General features: G+C 72.6%; 14 protein-coding genes and 1 tRNA gene. 7 read left to right on the top strand and 8 right to left on the bottom strand.

All coding sequences use genetic code 11. The features are described 5' to 3' along the window. Positions 1 to 12: 12 nt before the first annotated feature. Positions 13 to 1,734, bottom strand: a complete 1,722-nt coding sequence (locus tag ACIBM5_RS03950) for a class I adenylate-forming enzyme family protein (protein ID WP_396005217.1) — start codon at positions 1,732 to 1,734, stop codon at positions 13 to 15. A 164-nt stretch (positions 1,735 to 1,898) separates the two neighbouring features. Between ACIBM5_RS03950 and ACIBM5_RS03945 the strand changes: the two genes are divergently transcribed. Then, complete coding sequence (locus ACIBM5_RS03945; protein ID WP_396005216.1) at positions 1,899 to 2,756, top strand: enoyl-CoA hydratase-related protein; 858 nt, start codon at positions 1,899 to 1,901, stop codon at positions 2,754 to 2,756. A gap of 294 nt (positions 2,757 to 3,050) precedes the next feature. Then, positions 3,051 to 3,551 carry a MarR family winged helix-turn-helix transcriptional regulator gene (locus ACIBM5_RS03940; RefSeq protein ID WP_391583001.1) on the top strand — a complete coding sequence of 167 codons (501 nt, stop codon included), beginning with the start codon at positions 3,051 to 3,053 and terminating at the stop codon, positions 3,549 to 3,551. An 18-nt stretch (positions 3,552 to 3,569) separates the two neighbouring features. Here the strand turns inward: ACIBM5_RS03940 and ACIBM5_RS03935 are convergent, their stop codons facing one another. Together ACIBM5_RS03935 and ACIBM5_RS03930 are read right to left on the bottom strand one after the other, a co-directional pair. Then, the gene (locus tag ACIBM5_RS03935; protein ID WP_396005215.1) at positions 3,570 to 5,828 is read right to left on the bottom strand and encodes a RelA/SpoT family protein; all 2,259 of its coding nucleotides are present in this window, start codon (positions 5,826 to 5,828) and stop codon (positions 3,570 to 3,572) included. Between the two features lie 243 nt (positions 5,829 to 6,071). After that, positions 6,072 to 7,208, bottom strand: a complete 1,137-nt coding sequence (locus tag ACIBM5_RS03930; protein WP_396005214.1) for a phosphotransferase family protein — start codon at positions 7,206 to 7,208, stop codon at positions 6,072 to 6,074. Positions 7,209 to 7,451: 243 nt separating this feature from the next. On the opposite strand from ACIBM5_RS03930, the gene ACIBM5_RS03925 reads away from it, so the two are divergent. Together ACIBM5_RS03925 and ACIBM5_RS03920 are read left to right on the top strand one after the other, a co-directional pair. Next, positions 7,452 to 8,264 carry a phosphatase PAP2 family protein gene (locus ACIBM5_RS03925; RefSeq protein WP_396005213.1) on the top strand — a complete coding sequence of 271 codons (813 nt, stop codon included), beginning with the start codon at positions 7,452 to 7,454 and terminating at the stop codon, positions 8,262 to 8,264. Positions 8,265 to 8,540: 276 nt separating this feature from the next. Continuing rightward, positions 8,541 to 9,206, top strand: coding sequence for an HAD family hydrolase (locus tag ACIBM5_RS03920; RefSeq protein ID WP_391583005.1), 666 nt, complete (start codon positions 8,541 to 8,543; stop codon positions 9,204 to 9,206). A 411-nt stretch (positions 9,207 to 9,617) separates the two neighbouring features. On the opposite strand, the gene ACIBM5_RS03915 is transcribed toward ACIBM5_RS03920, so the two are convergent. After that, a complete protein-coding gene (locus ACIBM5_RS03915; RefSeq protein WP_396005212.1) occupies positions 9,618 to 10,637 on the bottom strand; it encodes a transcriptional regulator in 1,020 nt (339 codons plus the stop codon). A gap of 374 nt (positions 10,638 to 11,011) precedes the next feature. On the opposite strand from ACIBM5_RS03915, the gene ACIBM5_RS03910 reads away from it, so the two are divergent. Beyond that, positions 11,012 to 11,449 (top strand): hypothetical protein, encoded by a 438-nt coding sequence (locus tag ACIBM5_RS03910; RefSeq protein WP_391583007.1) that lies wholly within the window; start codon positions 11,012 to 11,014, stop codon positions 11,447 to 11,449. Between the two features lie 384 nt (positions 11,450 to 11,833). Then, a complete protein-coding gene (locus ACIBM5_RS03905; protein ID WP_026218229.1) occupies positions 11,834 to 12,169 on the top strand; it encodes a hypothetical protein in 336 nt (111 codons plus the stop codon). A gap of 61 nt (positions 12,170 to 12,230) precedes the next feature. Here ACIBM5_RS03905 and ACIBM5_RS03900 read toward each other — a convergent pair whose 3' ends face one another. The 4 genes from ACIBM5_RS03900 to ACIBM5_RS03885 form a co-directional block, all read right to left on the bottom strand. Then, positions 12,231 to 13,580: an AAA family ATPase gene (locus tag ACIBM5_RS03900; RefSeq protein WP_396005209.1), complete on the bottom strand. Its 1,350-nt coding sequence runs from the start codon at positions 13,578 to 13,580 to the stop codon at positions 12,231 to 12,233. Continuing rightward, positions 13,571 to 15,109: a hypothetical protein gene (locus tag ACIBM5_RS03895; RefSeq protein WP_396005208.1), complete on the bottom strand. Its 1,539-nt coding sequence runs from the start codon at positions 15,107 to 15,109 to the stop codon at positions 13,571 to 13,573. Before ACIBM5_RS03895 ends, ACIBM5_RS03900 begins: the two co-directional genes overlap by 10 nt. Then, positions 15,106 to 16,305, bottom strand: a complete 1,200-nt coding sequence (locus ACIBM5_RS03890; RefSeq protein ID WP_396005207.1) for a hypothetical protein — start codon at positions 16,303 to 16,305, stop codon at positions 15,106 to 15,108. Before ACIBM5_RS03890 ends, ACIBM5_RS03895 begins: the two co-directional genes overlap by 4 nt. A gap of 80 nt (positions 16,306 to 16,385) precedes the next feature. Next, the gene (locus ACIBM5_RS03885; protein WP_396005206.1) at positions 16,386 to 18,179 is read right to left on the bottom strand and encodes a hypothetical protein; all 1,794 of its coding nucleotides are present in this window, start codon (positions 18,177 to 18,179) and stop codon (positions 16,386 to 16,388) included. 256 nt (positions 18,180 to 18,435) lie between these two features. Here ACIBM5_RS03885 and ACIBM5_RS03880 point away from each other — a divergent pair. Further along, positions 18,436 to 18,509: transfer RNA gene (locus ACIBM5_RS03880), tRNA-Lys, on the top strand. The last annotated feature ends 311 nt before the right edge of the window (positions 18,510 to 18,820 follow it).

Genomic DNA, 18,820 nt, shown 5'->3' with positions numbered 1-18,820 from the left:
GCGCTCCCGACGTCACAGGGTCAGCATGTCGCGCAGTTCGCGCTTGAGCACCTTGCCCACCGCGTTCCGCGGCAACGCCCGCTCGGTGAACCGCACCAGCGTGGGCACCTTGAACGCGGCCAGCCGGCGCGCCACGTGCCCGCGCAGTTCGGCCGCGGTGACCGCGCCCGCCACGTGCAGCCGGACCACGGCGGCCACCTCCTCGCCGAGGTCGTGGTGCGGCACCCCGACCACCGCGACGTCGGATACGGCCGGATGCTCGAACAGGACCGCCTCGACCTCGGCCGAGTAGACGTTCTCCCCGCCGCGGATGATCACGTCCTTGAGCCGGTCGACCACGTACAGCAGCCCGTCGGCATCGGTGTAGCCGAGGTCCCCGGTGCGGAACCACCCGTCCGGGAACGCCTCCTCGCTCTCCCGCGGCCGGTTCCAGTAGCCCCGGACCACCTGCGGGCCGCGGAAGCGGATCTCGCCCGTGCGCCCGGTCGGCAACTCCTCGCCGGTCAGCGGATCGGCCACCCGCAGATCCGTCGTGGGCACCGGCCGCCCGACGCTGTCCGGATGGGCGTAGTAGTCGTCGCCCGAGTTCGCCACCACCACGCACGTGGTCTCGGTCATCCCGTAGGCGTTCAACGGCACGATCGGGTTGCCGGACATGGCGCCCACCTGCCCGACCAGGTCCGGCGGCACCGGCGAGCCGCCGGCGCCCAGGCTGGTCAGGCTGGACAGGTCGCGTCCGGCCCGCAGCGGTGACTCGACCAGGCGACGCAGCAGGGTGGGCACCATGTTGGCGGTGGTGATCCGCTCGGTCTCGATCAGCTCCAGCGCCGTGGCGGTGTCCCAGTGGTGCATCAGGCACAACTTCGCGCCCTGCGCCGCGCCGATGTACAGACCGGCCAGCCCGGCGATATGGAAGAACGGGTAGACCTGCAGGTTGCTCGGCGTGGGCAGGCCCGCCCGCAGCTCCTCGAACGCGGCCGGACCCTTGGCCAACTCGGCGGCGGGCAGGCCCAGTCGAACCAGCCCGACGGCCTTCATCAGCTGCATCGTGTGCAGGTTGGTGGTGTGGTTGTGATGCGTGGCGACCGCGCCCTTGGGCCGTCCGGTGGTGCCGGACGTGTACAGGATGGTCGCGTCGTCGAACGGCTCCGGGCCCTCCGCCGGCAGCGCACACTCGCCGGTGAACGAGCGCAGCAGCGCGGACAGGTCGGTCTCGCCGGCGGCCGGCGGCTCCTCGGGACGGACCACCAGCAGCCGGGGCGCCGTGCTCGGGGCCGGCCGGCCCCGGACCAGGTCGGCGCGTTCGCCGTCGCAGATCAGCACCGTGCTGCCGGAGTCCTCCACGGCGTAAAGCAGTTCGTCGGCGGTCCACCACGCGTTGAGCGGCACCGCGACCGCCCCCATGACCTGGGTCGCCCAGAACGCGAGCGGCCATTCGAGGTGGTTTCGCATGGCGATGGCCACCCGATCGCCGCGCCGCACGCCGCACTCGACGGCCAGGTGCCGGGCCAGGTGGGCGACCAGTCGATGCTGCTCGGCGTAGTCGATCCGCTCGTCGCCGGCGACCAGCGCGTCCCGGGTCCCATATGCCGCCAGGTCCTCGAAGACCGCGCGCAGCGTCGGCGGAGCCTTGCTCAGAACCCGCCAGGGGATGCCGTCGTGGACGACCTCCTCGATCGCGTAGGCCGATTCGGGTCCGGTGAGCTCGGCCAGGGCCTGTGTCCGATCCAGCATCCGGTGGGTCCACCTCCTGCACACTGCGAGCGACTTGTACCGGGGTAGGAGCGCATCAAAGCTAGTGCGGAGATCGCATTGCGGGAACCCTGGCAATCGACATGATCACCCGGCAGGGTGGCCGGACGGGTACCACCGACACGCGTGCGAACCGGGGGGCTTGGGTGGACTACGAGCAGATCTCGACGGCCGTCGAGGACAACGTGTTGACCGTGACGCTGGACCGACCGGACCGCCTCAACGCGTACACCTACCGGATGCGCCGGGAGATCTCGCACGCCTTGGACCGGGCGGACGCGGACGACGAGGTCCGGGTGGTGGTGTTCACCGGGAGCGGGCGGGCGTTTTGCGCGGGAGCCGATCTGGAGCTGGGCGCCGACTCGTTCGACCCGGCCGCACACGCGAAGCGCTTCGAGGAGGCGGTGGACGACGCGGACACGTTCCGCGACGACGGCGGCCGACTGGTGCTGCGGCTGTACCGCTCGAAGAAGCCGCTGATCGCGGCGATCAACGGTCCGGCGGTGGGCGTGGGCGCGACCATGACGCTGCCGATGGATATCCGGATCGCCTCCTCCGCCGCCCGCTTCGGCTTCGTCTTCGCCCGCCGCGGGATCACTCCCGACGGTTGCTCGACGTGGTTCCTGCCGCGGGTGGTGGGCCTGGACCGGGCCCTCGAATGGTGCTTCACCGGCCGGGTCTTCGACGCGACGGAGGCGAAGGAGGCGGGCCTGATCCGCGAGTCGCTCCCGCCGCAGGACCTGCTCCCGCGTGCCCGTGAACTGGCCCGCACGATCGCCGAGAACACCCCGGCGGTGGCCGTCGCGCTGACCCGGCGACTGTTGTGGGGCATGCAGACCGTGCCCGACCCGGAAACCGCCCACCTGCACGAGTCCCGCGCCCTGCACTGGACGGGCGGCTCGGCCGATGTCCGGGAGGGCGTGTCGGCCTTCCTGGAAAAGCGCCGCCCCGACTTCCCCCTCCGGGTCAGCACGGACCTGCCGGACCTGCCCGGGATGCCGTGACCCGAGCAGCGGCGTCCGGATGCCCGGACCGGGTGGACGACGGCGGGACGGGAGCCGCCCGGCCGGCGATCGACGCCCGATGCCCCGTTCGGCACCGTCGATCCCGGTCGGATGTCGCGTGGGTCGCCGTCGACTCGCGGTCGACTCGCGGTCGGGTTCGGGGGTGGATTCGGGGGTGGATTCGAGGGCTTCGGGGAGTGGCACTCGGATGGCCCTTACAGCTTGTTGTGTTTTGCAACTGTTTCGGGCACTCTTGGCGCACATTCAGGGCGCACGGTGTTGAGGAGCAAGGCGATGTCGGACAGCGTTGAGCGGCGAGTGGTCCGCGAAGTGGGTGCGGCCACCCGGTTGATTCGGCTGTTGATGGGTCCCCCGCTGCACGCGGCGGGGATCACCCAGGCGGAATACCACCTGCTTGCCCACCTGGAGGAGCGCGGTACCTCCACCGGCAAGGAACTCGCCTGCCGACTGAGCCTGGACAAGACCACGATCAGCCGACAGCTGACCGCACTCGAGGAGGCCCGGCTGATCACCCGGACCACCGATCCGACCAATCGGCGGTCCCACCTGATCACCCTCACCGACGCCGGCCACCAACGCCTGGCCGACGCCCGGCAACGCAGCCTCGCGGTGATGGCGGAACGGTTCGCCGCCTGGCCCAAGGAGGAACTGGGCGCCCTCGCCGACCACCTGGCCCGGTTCAACGACGTCCTGCGCGGCGACACCGCGGACCCCGCCGCCGCCCCCGCCGAGCAGGAACAGCACGAAGCGCACGAACAACAACCGCAGCAGTAGCCGAACCGCCGCCCGACGTCAGTTGTCCGCCACCCGCGGGTGCACCCGCGGACGAGCCCGGTACACGTCGTAGACGCCCTGCACCCGACGCAGCGCCCGCAGCAGCTTCGGCAGGGTCGCGAGGTCGGCCAGCCGGATCGTGTACGTCTGGCGTACGCGCATCTGCTGCGGCGGCGCAATCGAGGCCGAGGTGATGTCGGCGCCCTCCGCGTCGATCGCGGCGGTCACGTCGGCGAGCAGTCGGGGGCGGTCCAGGGCCTCGATCTGCACGGTGACCCGGTAGCCCTGGTCGGCCTGGTGCGGCAGCCACGTCGCGGCGACCACGTCCCGGCCCGCGCGGCGCATCTGTTGCACGTTGGTGCAGTCGGCCCGGTGTACCGCGACCGTGCCGCCTCGGATCACGAAGCCGGCGAGTTCGTCCGGCGGGACCGGGGTGCAGCAGCGGGCCAGTCGGACCGGGGCTCCGGGCGAGCCCGGCACGCTGACCACGGCCTCACCGGGGTCGGACGGCGGGCGCCGGGTCCGTGCCGGGGCCTGGGCGGCGTCCCCGGCAGGTGCGGTCGGGCCCGGGGTGGACGCGCCCCGGGCGGCCTCGCCGGTGGCGGCCAGATTGCCCAGCGGCGGGGCGAGCAGGGGATCGATCCGGCCCTCTATGCCGTGCGGGTACTTGGCCAACCAGGCCTCGATCGCGACCCGGGCCAGGGGGCTGCGGACGAACGAGAGCCATTCCTTGGATGGTGCCGCAGCGCCCGGCGGGGCGGTGATGATGGATACCGTCTCGCCGTCCGCCAGCACCGAACTCAGGGCCACCAGGCGGCCGTTGATCTGTGCGCCGATACATCGGTGGCCGGTCTGCTCGTCGATCGCATAGGCCGCGTCCACACACGTGGATCCGGCGGGCAGGGTGAGCGGACGGCCACCGGGGGTGAACACCAGGAGCTCGCGGTCCGCCGACAGGTCGGCGGTCAGCGAGCTCCAGAAGACGTGCGCGTCCGGGATGCCGCCCTGCCACGCGAGCAGCCGGTGCAACCACGCGAGCTGCTCGGGGGCGTCCGGCCCGGTGTCCGGTTTGCCGGTGTGCGCGACCACGCCGAACTCGGCCAGACGATGCATGCGTCGGGTGCGGATGAGCACCTCGACCTTGTCGCCCTCGGGCAGCGTGATCGCCGTGTGCAGCGACTGGTACAGGTTGAACTTGGGGGTTGCGATGTAGTCCTTGAACTCGCCCGCGATCGGCGACCAACAGGTGTGCAGTACGCCGAGCGCGCCGTAACAGTCGGTGTCCGCGTCCACCACGATCATCAGCCGGCAGAGGTCGAACGGGCCCAGCTCCTCGCGCCCACGCCGCTTCTGTACTCGGCGCACGGATACGTGGTGCCGCGCACGCGGCGATACCTCCGCTTCGATCCCGGCGTCCCGCAGCGCACGTTTGACTGTCGTGCACAGCTTGGACACGGCCTCGTCGGTGGCCGCCTGGCTGGCGCCGACGGTGCGCGCGGTCGCGGCGTGCTCCTCGGGCCGGAGCGTGGCGAAGACGATGTCCTCCAGCTCCGACTTGAGCACGTGGATGCCCAGCCGCTCGGCGAGCGGGATGAACACCTCCTGCGTGGCCTCGGCGGTGCGGATCTGGCTGGCCCGGCGGCGATATCGGATCGTGCGCATGTTGTGCAGCCGGTCGGCCAGCTTGATCACGGTCACCCGCAGGTCCCGGCCGGTGGCCACGATGATCTTGCGCATCGTCTCGGCCTCGGCCCGGTCGCCCAGGTCGACCCGCTCCAACTTGGTCACGCCGTCGACCAGGTGCGTGACGTCGTCGCCGAACGCCGCGCGGACCTCTTCCAGCGTCAGGTCGGTGTCCTCGACGGTGTCGTGCAGCAGCGCCGCGACCAGCGTCGTGGTGTCCGCGCCCAGCTCGGCCAGGATGGTGGCCACCGCGAGCGGGTGCGTGATGTACGGCTCGCCGCTCTTGCGCATTTGCCCGCGATGGGACAACTCCGCGACCGCGTACGCCTCCTGAATGGCCGTCACATCGGCCTTCGGGTGGTGCACACGATGCACCTGGAGCAGCGGTTCGACCGCGTCCGGCGTGCGTCGACGACTTCCGGTGAGGAAGGTGACAGCGGCCAGACCCAGTCGCTGGATGGGTTGTTGGACAGGCCGGCGGGAGAGTCGTCCGACGCGGTCGGACATGCTCCGGCTCGGAACGTCACCCGCGGCTCGCGGTGCACCCTTGGGCACACCTGCACCGGCCGGCGGGTCGAGTCCCCCGATCGTCATGCGGCACCTCCGGCAGCTACCCCCGGAGTCGCCCCCGGTGATTCATGCTACCGACAACAACACGGACGGTGTCCGCGTGATGTCGCCCGTCACACACGATCACCCGCACGGGTCACGGCGCCCGCTACGGATGATGGTGAAGAGCCCAGCCTAACCCCTCGGGATCTTGTCCGGGTGCGCACCCACCGGGCTCGGGGAGCGCACCCGTCGCACGGCGGGCGTGCGGGTCGCGACGACGGGGGCTCAGCTCCCGTCGGCGCGCTCCCGGTACGTGCCGGCCATCATCGCCTCGATCAGTCCGCGGTGCAGCACCGTCTCGTCCAGGTCGGCCGGCTGCTCGCGCTCGCCGAAGTGCCACTGGCGGTGTGCGATGCGGGCCATCACCACACCGTGGCGCACCGCCGCGTACATCTCGAAGTACCGCATGTCGCGCGGTGTGTAGCCGGTGAGCTTCTCGTAGTGCGCGCACACGTCCTCGGTGCGCATGAGGTCGGGCAGGCCCGGCAGGCCGTAGCGGGTGGCGATGTCCTGGAAGAACGCGTGGATGAAGATCATCCAGGCGATGTCCAGCTCGCGCGGACCGACGGCGGCCATCTCCCAGTCCAGCACCGCGGTCGGCTCGAAGTCCACGTACAGGATGTTGCCGATCCGGGCGTCGCCCCAGCTGATCACGTCCGGGCCGACCTCGGCCGGGAAGTTGTCCTCCAGCCACGCGAACGCACGATCCAGGAGCGGGACACGCTGCCCCTCGATGCCCCACTCGTAGAACGCGCGCAGGTCGTCCAGATGCCGGCGCAGCGCGGTCTCGCCGGTGCCCTCGTACTGGAGGAAGGCCAGTTCCTCGGGGCTCGCGTCGATTTCGTGGATCGCGGCGACGACGGCGACCGACTCCTCCTGGAGCCGGCGACGCTGCTCGGGCGTGGCGGCGAGCATCCAGCCGTCGATCGTGTACGGCATCACGTCCGGCGGCGCGGCGCCCTCGGCCCGCCGCATCACGAAGAACGGGGCGCCGAGCGGACCCTCGTCCGGCTCGTTCCACAGCAGCGCGGGCACCGGGATCGAACAGCGCTCGCCGACCAGGGTCATCACCGCGTACTGCTTGTCCAGGTCGTACGTCGGGAAGACCGGCTTGGCGTCCATCGAGGGACGCATCCGCACCACGCAGCGCTCGGTGCGGCGTTCGCCGTCCACCGTCCAGGTCGCGTCGAACAGCAGCGTCTCACTGGACATCCCGTTGCCGGAGGGGGCCTTGAGCTCGGAGATCTCCGGAGCCGCCCCCTCGGGCAGCCGGCCGCTCAGCCACGCGAGCAGCTGGTCGTGCACCGTCGCCAGGTCCCGCGTGCTCGTCTGCGGGCGGGTGACCTCGTCGGGGTCGGCCACGACAACCTCCGGTATCCACGTCGCACGGGTGCGACCGGCGCGGCCGGGCGTCCCTGCCGACGTCCGGTCCCCGCCCTGCTGTCGGCGGCTGCCCGCCGGACAAAAGTGAAACACGTTCTATCATGTGTGACACGTGTCATCAATGGCCTGGAGGCCGCTCCGCACCGGGCCCGGCGGCGGGTGCCGGCCGGACCGTCCGGACGCGCCGCCGGGTTCGGCCTGCGGGTATTGCAGACTGGACGGATGCCTCCGACCCCCGCCGCGACCCGCCGGCGTCCGCGCTGGTGGACCGAATTGCTGCTGATCGCGGTGCTGTACGAGGCGTACTCGCTCAGCCGACTCGTGGTCCGCGGCGACGTGGACGCCGCGCTGCGCAACGCCGAGCGAATACTGCACCTCGAGTCGCTCACCCACCTCGACCCCGAACGGGTGCTCAACCAGGTCGTCACCAACCACGTGCTCGTCGGCGTGGTCTGCGACTACGCGTACGCGACGCTGCACTACCTGGTGACCCCGCTGGTGCTGTTCTGGTTGTGGCGGCGGCGCCCCGAGCGCTACCGGGGCGCGCGCACCACGCTGGCGATCGCCACGGTGGTCTCGCTGGCGGGCTTCATGCTCTTCCCGACCGCGCCGCCGCGGATGATCGACGGCTTCACCGACACCATGGCGCACTTCGCGTCCTGGGGCTGGTGGGGCGGGGGTGCCAGCGCGCCGCGCGGCATGGAGCACATGACCAACGAGTACGCGGCGATGCCGTCCCTCCACGTGGGCTGGGCCGCCTGGTGCGGGTGGCAGTTGTGGCGGCACGGTCGCGGTCGGGTGTCGCGCGTCCTGGGCGTGCTCTATCCGCTCTTCGTGGTCGTGGTGGTACTGGGCACCGCGAACCACTACCTCGCGGACGTGGTCGCGGGGCTCGCGGTGATGGGGCTGGGCGCGCTCGCGTCGCCGTGGGTGCTGCGCGGGGTGGACCGGGCGCGCGACGGGGTGGCGATGCGCCGGGCCGAGTCGAAACAGACCGGTCAACCGATCGATGTCGATCAAAGAAGCGTCGCCTGATCACATCGAATCGTGCCCAATGAACGATTTCGATCAAGGTCAGCCGGATACGACTTCCGAACGACGCTTGCCTCGCAGGCAAGCGGTACCTTCTGGGTGGTCCCGCGCCCGACAACGGCAAGGATTCCGTCATCGGGCACATGCCGATCGGACAAGCCGCCGCAACGGCGGACGAACCCGGTCGGGCTCGGCCTGACAGGCCCAGACCCCGCATGGTGGACGGAGGCACGGCGAACCAGAGACGGGGCCGACAGGCGACGACAGCGGGGAGCGGTAATGCGGATCAGCGCCGTGGTGTTCGACGTGGGCGAGACCCTGGTCGACGAATCGCGGGAGTACGGCACCTGGGCCGACTGGCTCGGGGTGCCCCGACACACGTTCGCGGCCACCTTCGGGGCGGTGATCGCGCAGGGCCTCGACTATCGCGAGGTGTTCCAGCGCTTTCGGCCCGGCTTCGACCTGACCGTGGAGCGGGCCGCGCGCACCGAGGCGGGCTTTCCCGAGTGGTTCGGCGAGGAAGACCTCTACGCCGACACCCGACCGTGCCTGAAGGCCCTGCGCGACCAGCGCCTGTGGCTGGGCGTGGTCGGCAACCAGACCGTGAACGCGGGCGTCATCCTGCGCGGCCTGGACCTGGGCGTGGACCTGCTGGCGACCTCCGACGACTGGGGCATCAGCAAGCCCGAGCCGGCCTTCTTCGAGCGCCTCGTCGCCGAATGTCCGTGCCCGGCCGAGGAGATCCTGTACGTCGGCGACCGCCTCGACAACGACGTCCGCCCGGCCCACCTGGCCGGCCTCCGCACCGCCCACGTACGCCGCGGCCCCTGGGGCTACCTGGTCGCCGAAGACCCCGAACTCATCGCAGTCACCGACCTACGCCTGGAATCCCTCGGCGAACTCCCCGCCGCAGTCGCCCGCATCAACGGCATCACCGAACCATGAAAACCACCCTCAAACGCCGGCCCCTCAGCCGGGCCGGTGCTTGAGGCCACTCAGCCTCGCCGGCGCTTGAGGCGAACCAGCCCGGCCGGCGTTTGAGGCCAAGCAGCCCCGCCGGCGTTTGAGGCGACTCAGCCCGGCCGGCGCTTGAGGCCAACTCAGCCCGGCCGGCGTTTGAGGCCAACCAGCCCCGCCGGCGCTTGAGGCGAACCAGCCCGGCCGGCGCTTGAGGCCACCCAGCCCCGCCGGCGCTTGAGGCGACTCAGCCCGGCCGGCGCATGAGGCCAAACAGCCCCGCCGGCGCTTGAGGCGAACCAGCCCGGCCGGCGCTTGAGGCGAACCCAGCCCGGCCGGCGCATGAGGCCAAACAGCCAAACAGGCACATGAGGCCACCTCGGCCACAGACCGTGCACGTCACGCCGAGCCCCCCATCGGCCGCGCCCCGCCACCCGAGCGCAACCGATCGTCAACCTCCCGCACGAACGACTCCCGCGCCCAAGGCGCCAGCGACGCCCGCACCGTGCGCACCCGATCCACCGCCGTCGCATACCCCTGTACCCCGACCAGATCGAGCGCTTCCTCCAACAGCCGACAGGCGTCTTGCGGCTCACGCGCGCCCACCGCCGTCGCCGCCAGTTCGGCCAGCGTCATCGCCCGCTGCTTGTGGCTGTGCGCAGGCAACCCGGCGAGCGTGCGCTCCAGGCTGGCCCGGGCCTCGGCCGAGCGCCCGGCGGCCACCTCCGCGGCACCCCGGAAGCCCTCCAGGCGGGCCGCGGAGAACCAGTCCAGCCAGGCCGGCGGCCCGTCCGCCGTCCACGAGCCGGGCGTCTCCGGCGGCGCGTACGTCTCGGCGGCGCGGTCCAGCAGCGGAAAGGCCGCGTCCGGCGTGCCGAGCCGGACCTCCGCCTCGGCCGCGATCGCGTCCAACCACGCCCGCAGCGTCGGCCCGGCGTCCCCGCCCGTGGTGCGCTCGCGCGCCGCGGCCAGGGTGTCCCGGGCCTCCCCGCCCCGCCCGGTCCAGGCCGGCGCGAAGGCCATGTGCCCGAGCACGGCGGCGGCCAGCGAGCCGTCCCGACCCCGGTCCGCCGCGTCCAGGGCGAGGTCCTGCCAGCGCCGCACGTGCGGCCCGCGCAGGCTCAGGTCGAAGAAGGCGATCCTCGACGCGAGCAGCGCGGTCTCCGCGATCGCGGAGTAGTGCGCCCCCTCCGGCCCCTCGGCCAGCAGCCGGGCGCCGTCGCGGGCGTGTTCGGCCACCACCGGCAGCAGTCGCCCGGGTTCCTCGATCCAGTAGCGGGATCGCAGTCGGGCGGTGGTGGCGACATAGGCGGTGGGATCGGGGAGCGCGGCTGCCGGCCCCGAGGAGGCGTATGCGCCGGAACTCTTGACGGTGAGGCCGGCGACGGCGGCGCCGGCCAGAAAGGTACGTCGTTGCACCGCGTCCTCCCATACGCGTCGTGGTGACGGACAGTCGTGGTGACGGACATGACTGCGTGGACCCGGTCACGCGGTAGACCGGGCCCGACCGCTCCGTGCTGGATCTCGATCGTGACCCCGTCCCACCTGCGGCGTCATGCCTCTAGCCCGTTAGGGCGGCAAGAGTCCTCAGCGCGTCCTGCAGGAGTCCCACCGCGGGCCTCGTCACACGGTGTGCCGACCTGGTTGCATCTAAGGCAGAAGCGGACGCCCCCGAAGTCGGACGCTTCGGGCTTGTGCAGGACGAAGAGGACGCTTCGAGGACCTCCCGGCCCCCGAGGACGATTCCGTTTCCACGACGAAACGAGAGGACCGCCTCACCGATGGACGCCGACGTGAACCGAACGACGCTGGCAGCGCTGCCGCAGGACGCGCTTCGGAACCCGTACGCCCCTCGCCTGGTCGCAGCCGGCGAGACGTTCGACGTGATCGAGGTGGAGGACCGGCTCGGCCGCGAGGCCCTGGCGACGCTGCACGCGCACCGCGTGCCGGTCGGTCCGGTCATCTTCGACCGCCGTTACCGCCGGATCGGGTTCCTCGTACCGCCGACCGCCGTGATGCCGATGCGGCCGCGCGAGCGCCGGCTCGGCCCGCGCCACCACGGGCGGGGTGCCTGGATCACCTTCCCGCCGCCGCCGGAGCAGAACGACGGGCCGCTCGTGTGGCTCGTGCCGCCGACGCCCGACAACCGCCTGACGACGCTGCGGCACGTCCGCGCCGCGATCGCCGAGGCCGCCCGAGCGCTCGCCGAGCGTCACCAGCAGGCGATCTGAGATCGCCCCACGCACGTACCGGTCGGGGACCTGACATCACGAGCGGCTCCCCCAATATCTGCTCGACCCGGCCGGTACCGGTAGGACGCGATGCGCCCCCTCGCCACTGTGCGAGGGGGCGCATCCGCCCGTGCGGACCGGCGCCGGGAGGTTTACCGGCCGCCGAAACCGCCTGCACGGCCCGGTTCGCGCCGCCGATTCGGGGTTTATCGGGGCACGTGCCGGGCTGTCGTCCCTCTTTCGGGCAAGGGTCTTTCGGATGGCGTCGGGTTGGCGACAATGGCAAGGGCGCGGGATCTTGCGGGCCGGTTTCGGCCGATCCCGCCGCTCCCCCGTGTCCGTCTTCGTCGTCAGCACGTCTGCACTGTCGGAAGGAATCCGCGCATGCCGTCCGAGTCGCGCAAGCCCCGTATGCGGCCCGCGCCGCTGTTGTTCGAGCCCGCGGTACCCGAGCCGCCCGACGAACGCTTCTTCGACCTGGACGATCTGACCGATCCCCAGGAGGTGCTGGCCCGCTCGACGGACCTGGCGGAGGCGTTTCGCGCGGCGGCCGACCGGGCGGTGGACTACCAGGCGATGGCCGCGGCGCGGATGGCGGATCCGAATCGTTTCGACCACCTGACGACGGCTCAGGTCGCGGCGCGGGCGGGCTGGGGCGAGGAGTACACGGCGAAGATGATCGAGCACGGCCGAAAGCTGCTGCTGGAGCGCGGCGAGTAGCCGGCGCCGCACCGGGGCCCGCGCACCGGTCGGGCCCGGCCCGACCGGCGTGCGGGTGTGCTCACCCGGACAGTGCGACCCGGTGCCGGGCGAGTTCGGCCAGCACCGCCTGGTTCGCCTCCCAGCCGTCCGGGAAGCTGACCGGCACCCCGAGGTGGACCGGGTCGGCGGTGGGATGCGCGTCGAGCAGTTCGGGGATGCCGGCCCGGGCGACCACCAGACACGCATGCCGATGCCGCGAGGCCAGCACGCACAGCCGGCCGGTCTCCAGGTGGAACTCGGTCGCGTCGCGACGACCCGAGAGCGGATGCAGCACCACGGTCACGTCGAATTCGCGACCCTGGAGCCGGTTCGCGGTGTCCACCACGATTCGGGACGCGCCCAGCTCGCGCAGCGCCGACTCGACCCGCGCCCGCTGCTCGCGGTGGCTGACGCCGATCGCGATCCGGGACGCGTCCAGCGGCACCCCGTCCGGGGTGCGCTCGCCGATCGCGGTCCCGCCCCGGGCGAGCAGCCGCGCGGCCAGCGTGGCGACCGCCTGTACCGCCTCGTCGTCGGCCGCCGCGGTGAACCGCGCGGGCAACTCCAGCAGGCCCCACCCGGACGTCGCCGCGACGTCCACGGCCGCGTCGTACGCGTCGTGGGCCCGGGCCGCGCCGAAGTGCAGCAGCCGCTCGCCCGGACCGGTGCCCGACCGGAACGGGGTGAACGGGTAGAACGCCGCCGACACCAGCGGCGCCGCGCTCGCGGGCAGCCGCCAGGACACCGGGAGTCGATGCACCGGCAGATCCGGGTTGTGCCGCCGCAGCACGACCACCGCACTCTGCGACGGGTCGTAGCTGAGGCTGTGCCAGCGCGAGGTGTCCACGGTCGCGAACGGGTCGAGTTGGCCGGGGTCGCCCACGAACAGCGCCCGGTCGAACAGCCGGGCCACCAGCAGCAGCGCGTCCGAGCGCATCTGGTACGCCTCGTCGACGATCGCCCACGGCCAGCGCCGGTCCTGCACGAGCGCCCACTTGGCGGCGGTGGCCACCACCACCGCACACGTGTCCAGCGCCTCGGCCTTCTCCGCGTTGAGCACCGACGTGCCCACCAGCGCGGGCGGCAGCCGGTACCCGGTGGCGGACAACCGACCCACGGTCAGCCCCGGGTGGTCCTCGACCAGCCGGACCAGCAGGTCGTCGACCTGGTTGTTGGTCTGCGCGACGATCATCAGCCGCTCGCCGCCTCGGGCCAGCTCCCCCGCCGCGCGCACCACCAGGGTCGACTTGCCCGCGCCGGGGGGCGAGTCGACCACGACGCCGCGATGCGCACCGGAGCCGAGGTCGGCGAGCACGGCGTCGGTCGCGGCGGCGGCGAGCGCGGCCGGGTCGCCCTCGGGGTGAGCGGTCCGCACGGTCGTCACGACCACTCCTCCAACGCGTCGTCGTCCGCCTCCGGGGCGGCCTCGGGCTCGGGCTCCGGCGGCGGGCCGCCGTGGGTCCAGGGGGTGTCCTCGACCGCGGGCCAGTCCGGGCCGCGCCGGAATTCGGCGATCAGCGAGGTCCAGCACAGGACTTCGCCCGGTTCGGGCACGCTGCCCGGCTTGGGCGCCTTGCCGCCGCCCATCCCGCCGCGCAGTTCCAGCACGACCCGGCCGGGCTCGGTCTCCAGGACCCGAGCCTTCGCGTCCGGGCGTTCGACGCACGCGAGGTCGGTGCCCGGCCCGAACAGCGGTTCGTCGTCGGTGGCGAAGGTCAACATCGGACGCGGGCGGGCGGTCTTCTTCCCGGGCTCGGTGACCGTGCGCTCGGCGTCCACCGCGATCAGCTCGCCGCGGAAGGCCTCCCCCGCGAGCCGGACGGCGGCCATCAACAGCGGGTCGTCGCGCACCTGTTCGGCATCCAACCGAGCCTGCGCCCGTTCCCGGGTCGCCAGTTGGGCCGCGGCCGAGACCGCACCGGGCACCCGCGGTTGCGGACGCGACTCGGGGTCGGCCAGATCGGCGGCGAAGAAGCTGTACGAGGCCCGATCGGCCTCCCAACGCCCGGCCACCGACCCGCCCGGGGGCAGCGCGCCGAGCAGTTCCACACCGCGCCACATGCGATCCCAGGTCGGCAACAACTCGGCGGCCAGCGCGGTGCGGATCGCCTGCTCGGCATCCCGACCGCGCGGCCCCGGATCGGTGCGCACACCGGTGTCCGCCGCCTCGGCCCGTTCCGCCGCCACCGCCTCGTCGAATGCGGCGATCAGCGGCACCAGGCGCTCGTCGAACGCCGGATCGGTCGCGGGCCCCGCGGTCGGGCCGCCCTCGACCTCGCGGGCCGCCTGATCCCCGCGCTGCCCGGCCGGCGGGTCGATCCAGGCGAGCAGCGCGGCCAGGTCGCCGTCCTCCAGGGCGCTCTGGCCGGTCACCCACGCCTGGGTGAGCAGATCGGTCATCGCCAACAGCACGCTCGATCCGGGCACACCGGCGCGGTCCGCGAGCCACGTGCTCCACCGGCCGAGCAGCGGAACCTCCTCGGCCACCGCGAACTCGCCGTCGGTGCGCCGGAATCGGGTGGACCGGCCGAGCAGACGCAGATACTCGACGCCGCCCGCCGTGGGCACCAGCACCTGCGGCGCGTCCACGCTGCGCTCGTACGGGTCGTCGCCGCGCCGCTCGATCGTCTCCGTCTCGGCCGCGAACGCGCCCAGGTAGGGCAGCAGCAGCCGGCCCAGCTCCGCCGCGTGCGCGAACCGCCGGTCGCGGTCGCGTGGTTGCGGCACCGCGAGCAGGTGCGGCCGGTCCCGGTCGGTGCCGACCAGCACGGCCAGCGGGGCGAACGCCTCGCCCGCGAGCACATAGGGCACCAGCACCAGCGGCCGGGGAGACAGATGCCGGTGCCGTACGGTCGCGGCCGGTTGGGCCACCCCGGTCGCGGCGGCGCGCAGTCGGCCGAGCGCGGCGATCGCGCTCACCCGACGCCGCCCGGCACCCGGGTGCGCAACGGCTCGGCCGACGGCGACACGGACCACGGCGTAGCGGTTCCCAACACCTCGGACCGCAGTGCCTGGGCCCGGCGCAGCAGCCTGGCCACGTCCTCCTCGCCGGGCCGGGCGGCGCGGGTGCCGTCGGCCAAGGCCAGCGCGTCGGCGATGTCCTCGATCCCGCCCAGCGCCCCGCGCACCGAGGTGCCCAGCGTGCCCACGCTGCCGCCGCCCGGACCGCAACTGCGGGCCTCGTCCCGGCAGAACAGCGCGAGTTCGCACGCGGACAGGCAGTCCGGGACGTACGCGGCGGGCACCTGCGCGACGGCCGCCCCGACCCGTTCGCCGTCGACGTCGAAGGTCAGCGTGTCCGGCAGTTCGCCGAGCAGTTCCTCCACCCCGGACAGGCGTTCCAACCGGCGCCGGGTGGTGGCCAGTTCGCGCCGCACGTCGAGCACGACGGCGACCGGGCGGTTGGAGAAGTCCTGCGCGCACACCAGCACGATGTCGGTGGCCACCACATCCGGGTCCAGACCAAGTTCGGCGGCCAGTCGGCGCAGCGCGTGCACGTACACCGCGGCCTGGCGGGTGGCCGAGGCGAGCTTGCCCGGGTCGGCGGACCCGTCGATGATCGCGAAGGACTTGATCTCCACCACGTACAGCCGGCCGGCCACCCGGCAGGCCATCGCGTCCGGCTCCAGGTAGGCGCGCCGGCCGGCCACGTCCAGCGGCAGCAGCGGGTGGTCCAGGATCGCGCAGGCGTCCGGCTCGCCGCGCGCCGCCCGGGCCAGGGCGTCGCGGGTGCGGGCCACCCGTTCCTCACGGCTCGGCCGGCCGGCGCTCTCGTGGTCCACGTCGACCAGCGCGCCGGTGTCCGGGTTCGCGCCCAGCGTCTCGGCGAGCAGTCGGCGCAACTCGGTGCCGCCGTCCGCCTTGACCCGGGCCTCGAACACGTTGCCGCGCCCGATCGCGAACGGCGAGCGACCGCCGTAGCGGGCCGGGAAGCCGAGTCGGTCGGCGAGCACGGTCTTCTCGATGCCGGCCGCGTCCAGCACGCCCCGGCGGGCGCAACCGGGGTTGGCCGCGAGGGCGGCGACCGTGCGGGCGTTGTGATTGCGGGTGGGCAGTGTGCCGCGCAACTGCTCCAGCCTGCCGGCGATCGCGCCGGTGGTACCCGTCGTGCGCATGTCTCGTGTACGGCTTTCGTCGTCGAACCGTCCGGTCCCGGGTCAGTGTGGACCATGTCACCGACACGGGGAATTCGGCGCTACTCGTCCGCCCCGGGAAGCGCCACGAATCCGGTTTCGTCGGTGGGTGCCAGTTCGCTGAACGACTCCAGCACCTCGTCGAGTTGGCGGACCGCGACCGAGTTCTTGTAGGGCTCCAACTGCCTGCGGGTGACCCGCACCCGGTCCATCGCCATCGAGTACCAGTGCACCCGCAACATGTCGACGGCCTGGAACAGCCGGCCGCATGCCTCGTCCACCTGACCGGCCTGGAAGGCCGCCTCGGCCAGGTCCGCGTACATCACCGCGCGCTGTTTGTCGCCGTTGGGCGGCAGGTTCTGCAGCGCGTCGTTGAGTGAGCCCTGGGCCTGGTCCATCCGGCGCGCGGTGAGTTCGGCCTTGCCCCGAAAGCCCCACAGCCGGGAGGCGTCGAAGAAGTCCAACCACGGCGGCGTGGGCGTGTTGTCCGGGTGGCACAGCAGGTCCTCGGCCCGGTCCAGCAGGTGCAGCCCGCGCTCGGGGGTGCCGCGCAACGACTCGAATTCGGATTGCACGGCGTCGAACCAGGCGAGCATCACCATCGGCGCGCCGCGTGTGGCCGTCTTGCGGGCGAAGTCGAGGATGTCCTCCGCGGCCGAGGGGGCCGCGTCGAAGGCCGGGATGAACGCGGTGTGGGTGAGCACGGCGGCCGCGAGCAGGGTGTCGCCGGCCTCGTTGGCGGCGCGGTAGGCGACCAGGTAGTGGTCCTGCGCGTCGTGCGGGCGGGCCAGGTCGAAGAAGGCCATCCGGCCGGCCAGCATCGCGGTCTCGGCGAGCGACGCGCCCAGGATCCGGCGGGCCCGGGCGGGGCCGGGGGCGTCGAGCAGTTGGGTGCCCAGGCGCACGTGGGCGATCACCGACGGGTAGGCGATGGCGGCGGGGGCGACCCAGTACATCTGTCGGTAGGTGCGGGTGAGCATCGCGTACTGGTCCGCGCCGACCACGGTCAACTGGCCGGCCCGCGAGTGCATCGGCACCGCGAGCGGTCCCGGGTCGGGGGTGTCCCGCAGCAGTTGGCGCAGCACCGCGGGGGTGGCGATCTCCAGCGTGCGGGCCGGCGGCTCGGCGACGGGTGGGCCGATCGCGCGCAGCGGCGGGCGAACCGGCAGCCCGGGCGGGCCGTCGCCCTCCAGCCGCCGCCCGCCGACCACCGTGGGGCCGGTCTCCGGGGTGGTCCGGGGAGGTACGACCGCGGGTCCGGGCGGCGGTACCGGACCCGGTGGTGCGGCCGGTCGCGGGGGAGGCACGGGGCCCGGCGGGGGCACCGGACGCCCGGAGCGCGCCGGCGGCACCTGGCGGCCGTCCGCGGGTGCCTGGTGCACGGGCGCGGCCATCGCCCCGCCGACCGGGCCGCCGGCCGGTGGCGGGCGCCGGCGGACCCGGGCCTCGCCGAAGCCCTGGTGCTCCACGCGATCGAGCGCCCGCCCGGTTTCCCGAGCGGGCGCGGGGAACGCCGATGGAGCGCTCGGTTGCTCGGCGACGGGGTGTGCGTCGGTGAAGCCCTCGCCGTACTCGGCCAGCTCCGCCTGCCACGGTGGGGTGAACCCCAGGTCGGTCAACGGCCGCTCGAACAAAGCCTGCAGAACCTGCTGATAATCGGGGGTCGGCCAGGGCGGGTCCGCACTTTCCCACCGCCGCACCTGCCGCACGCTGACGCCGAGACGAAGCCCGCATTCGAGTGCCTTCTTCTCGAAGGCATCGGCCAATTGTTGCTGGGAAACCCAGCCATGCGAGTGCCGTAGGGCCTTGAGCCGGACATTCCCGGACGAAGGACCGGCCCCCTGCCGCATGGCCATCGGCCCTCCCGGTTACGACGTGCGGTGTGCTGTGCAGGCTGTGATGCCGACGGTACCCGGCGTGAGAGGGCCCGGGGGACCTCTTTGCCGATGTCCGGAAAACGGCGTCCTCCCCGTGTCCTCAAAGAAGTCCTACGAGGGACCTTGCGCGCCCTCGATACGCTCCCTGCGCGCCCCCGGCCGCCATCCGAGCGTGTCGAAGGGTGTCGATTTTCGATCACCGCCGACCCCTGCTAATGTTTCCCACGCAACGCAAGCGCCGCTAGCTCAGTTGGTTAGAGCAGCTGACTCTTAATCAGCGGGTCCGGGGTTCGAGTCCCTGGCGGCGCACAAATGATCAGTACCCTGACCTGGGCGTTCTCGATTTCATTGAGAACGCCTTCGTCATTTTGATCTTGTGGTGGGAGCGTGGTGGGAGCCAGTGTCCGATCACGGTCGTTTCGCTTGATCGAATGCCCCGCATCGCGGGCGCCGGGCGCTGATCGTTTCGGTATCGGGCTGACCGCTGCGATGGGCGCCCGCCACCCGAGTACGCACGTACGCCGCGGGGGGGGGGGGGGGGGCCGCCCCCCCCCCCGCGGGGGCCCGCCCCCCCCCCCCCGCCCCCCCGCGGCGGGTGGGGGGGGGGGCGCGGGCCGGTG

Origin of the sequence: Embleya sp. NPDC050493 (assembly GCF_044458105.1) — a bacterium.
Classification (GTDB): domain Bacteria; phylum Actinomycetota; class Actinomycetes; order Streptomycetales; family Streptomycetaceae; genus Embleya.
The sequence above is the reverse complement of the archived record's forward strand: the minus strand, read 5'-3'. Positions and strand labels throughout refer to the sequence as shown.

Excerpts from the sequence above, each read along its gene's own strand:
- ACIBM5_RS03950 (WP_396005217.1), bottom strand. The coding sequence starts at position 1,734 with ATGCTGGATCGGACACAGGCCCTGGCCGAGCTCACCGGACCCGAATCG.
- ACIBM5_RS03940 (WP_391583001.1), top strand. The coding sequence starts at position 3,051 with ATGTCGGACAGCGTTGAGCGGCGAGTGGTCCGCGAAGTGGGTGCGGCC.
- ACIBM5_RS03935 (WP_396005215.1), bottom strand. The coding sequence starts at position 5,828 with ATGACGATCGGGGGACTCGACCCGCCGGCCGGTGCAGGTGTGCCCAAG.
- ACIBM5_RS03925 (WP_396005213.1), top strand. The coding sequence starts at position 7,452 with ATGCCTCCGACCCCCGCCGCGACCCGCCGGCGTCCGCGCTGGTGGACC.
- ACIBM5_RS03920 (WP_391583005.1), top strand. The coding sequence starts at position 8,541 with ATGCGGATCAGCGCCGTGGTGTTCGACGTGGGCGAGACCCTGGTCGAC.
- ACIBM5_RS03905 (WP_026218229.1), top strand. The coding sequence starts at position 11,834 with ATGCCGTCCGAGTCGCGCAAGCCCCGTATGCGGCCCGCGCCGCTGTTG.
- ACIBM5_RS03890 (WP_396005207.1), bottom strand. The coding sequence starts at position 16,305 with ATGCGCACGACGGGTACCACCGGCGCGATCGCCGGCAGGCTGGAGCAG.
- ACIBM5_RS03885 (WP_396005206.1), bottom strand. The coding sequence starts at position 18,179 with ATGGCCATGCGGCAGGGGGCCGGTCCTTCGTCCGGGAATGTCCGGCTC.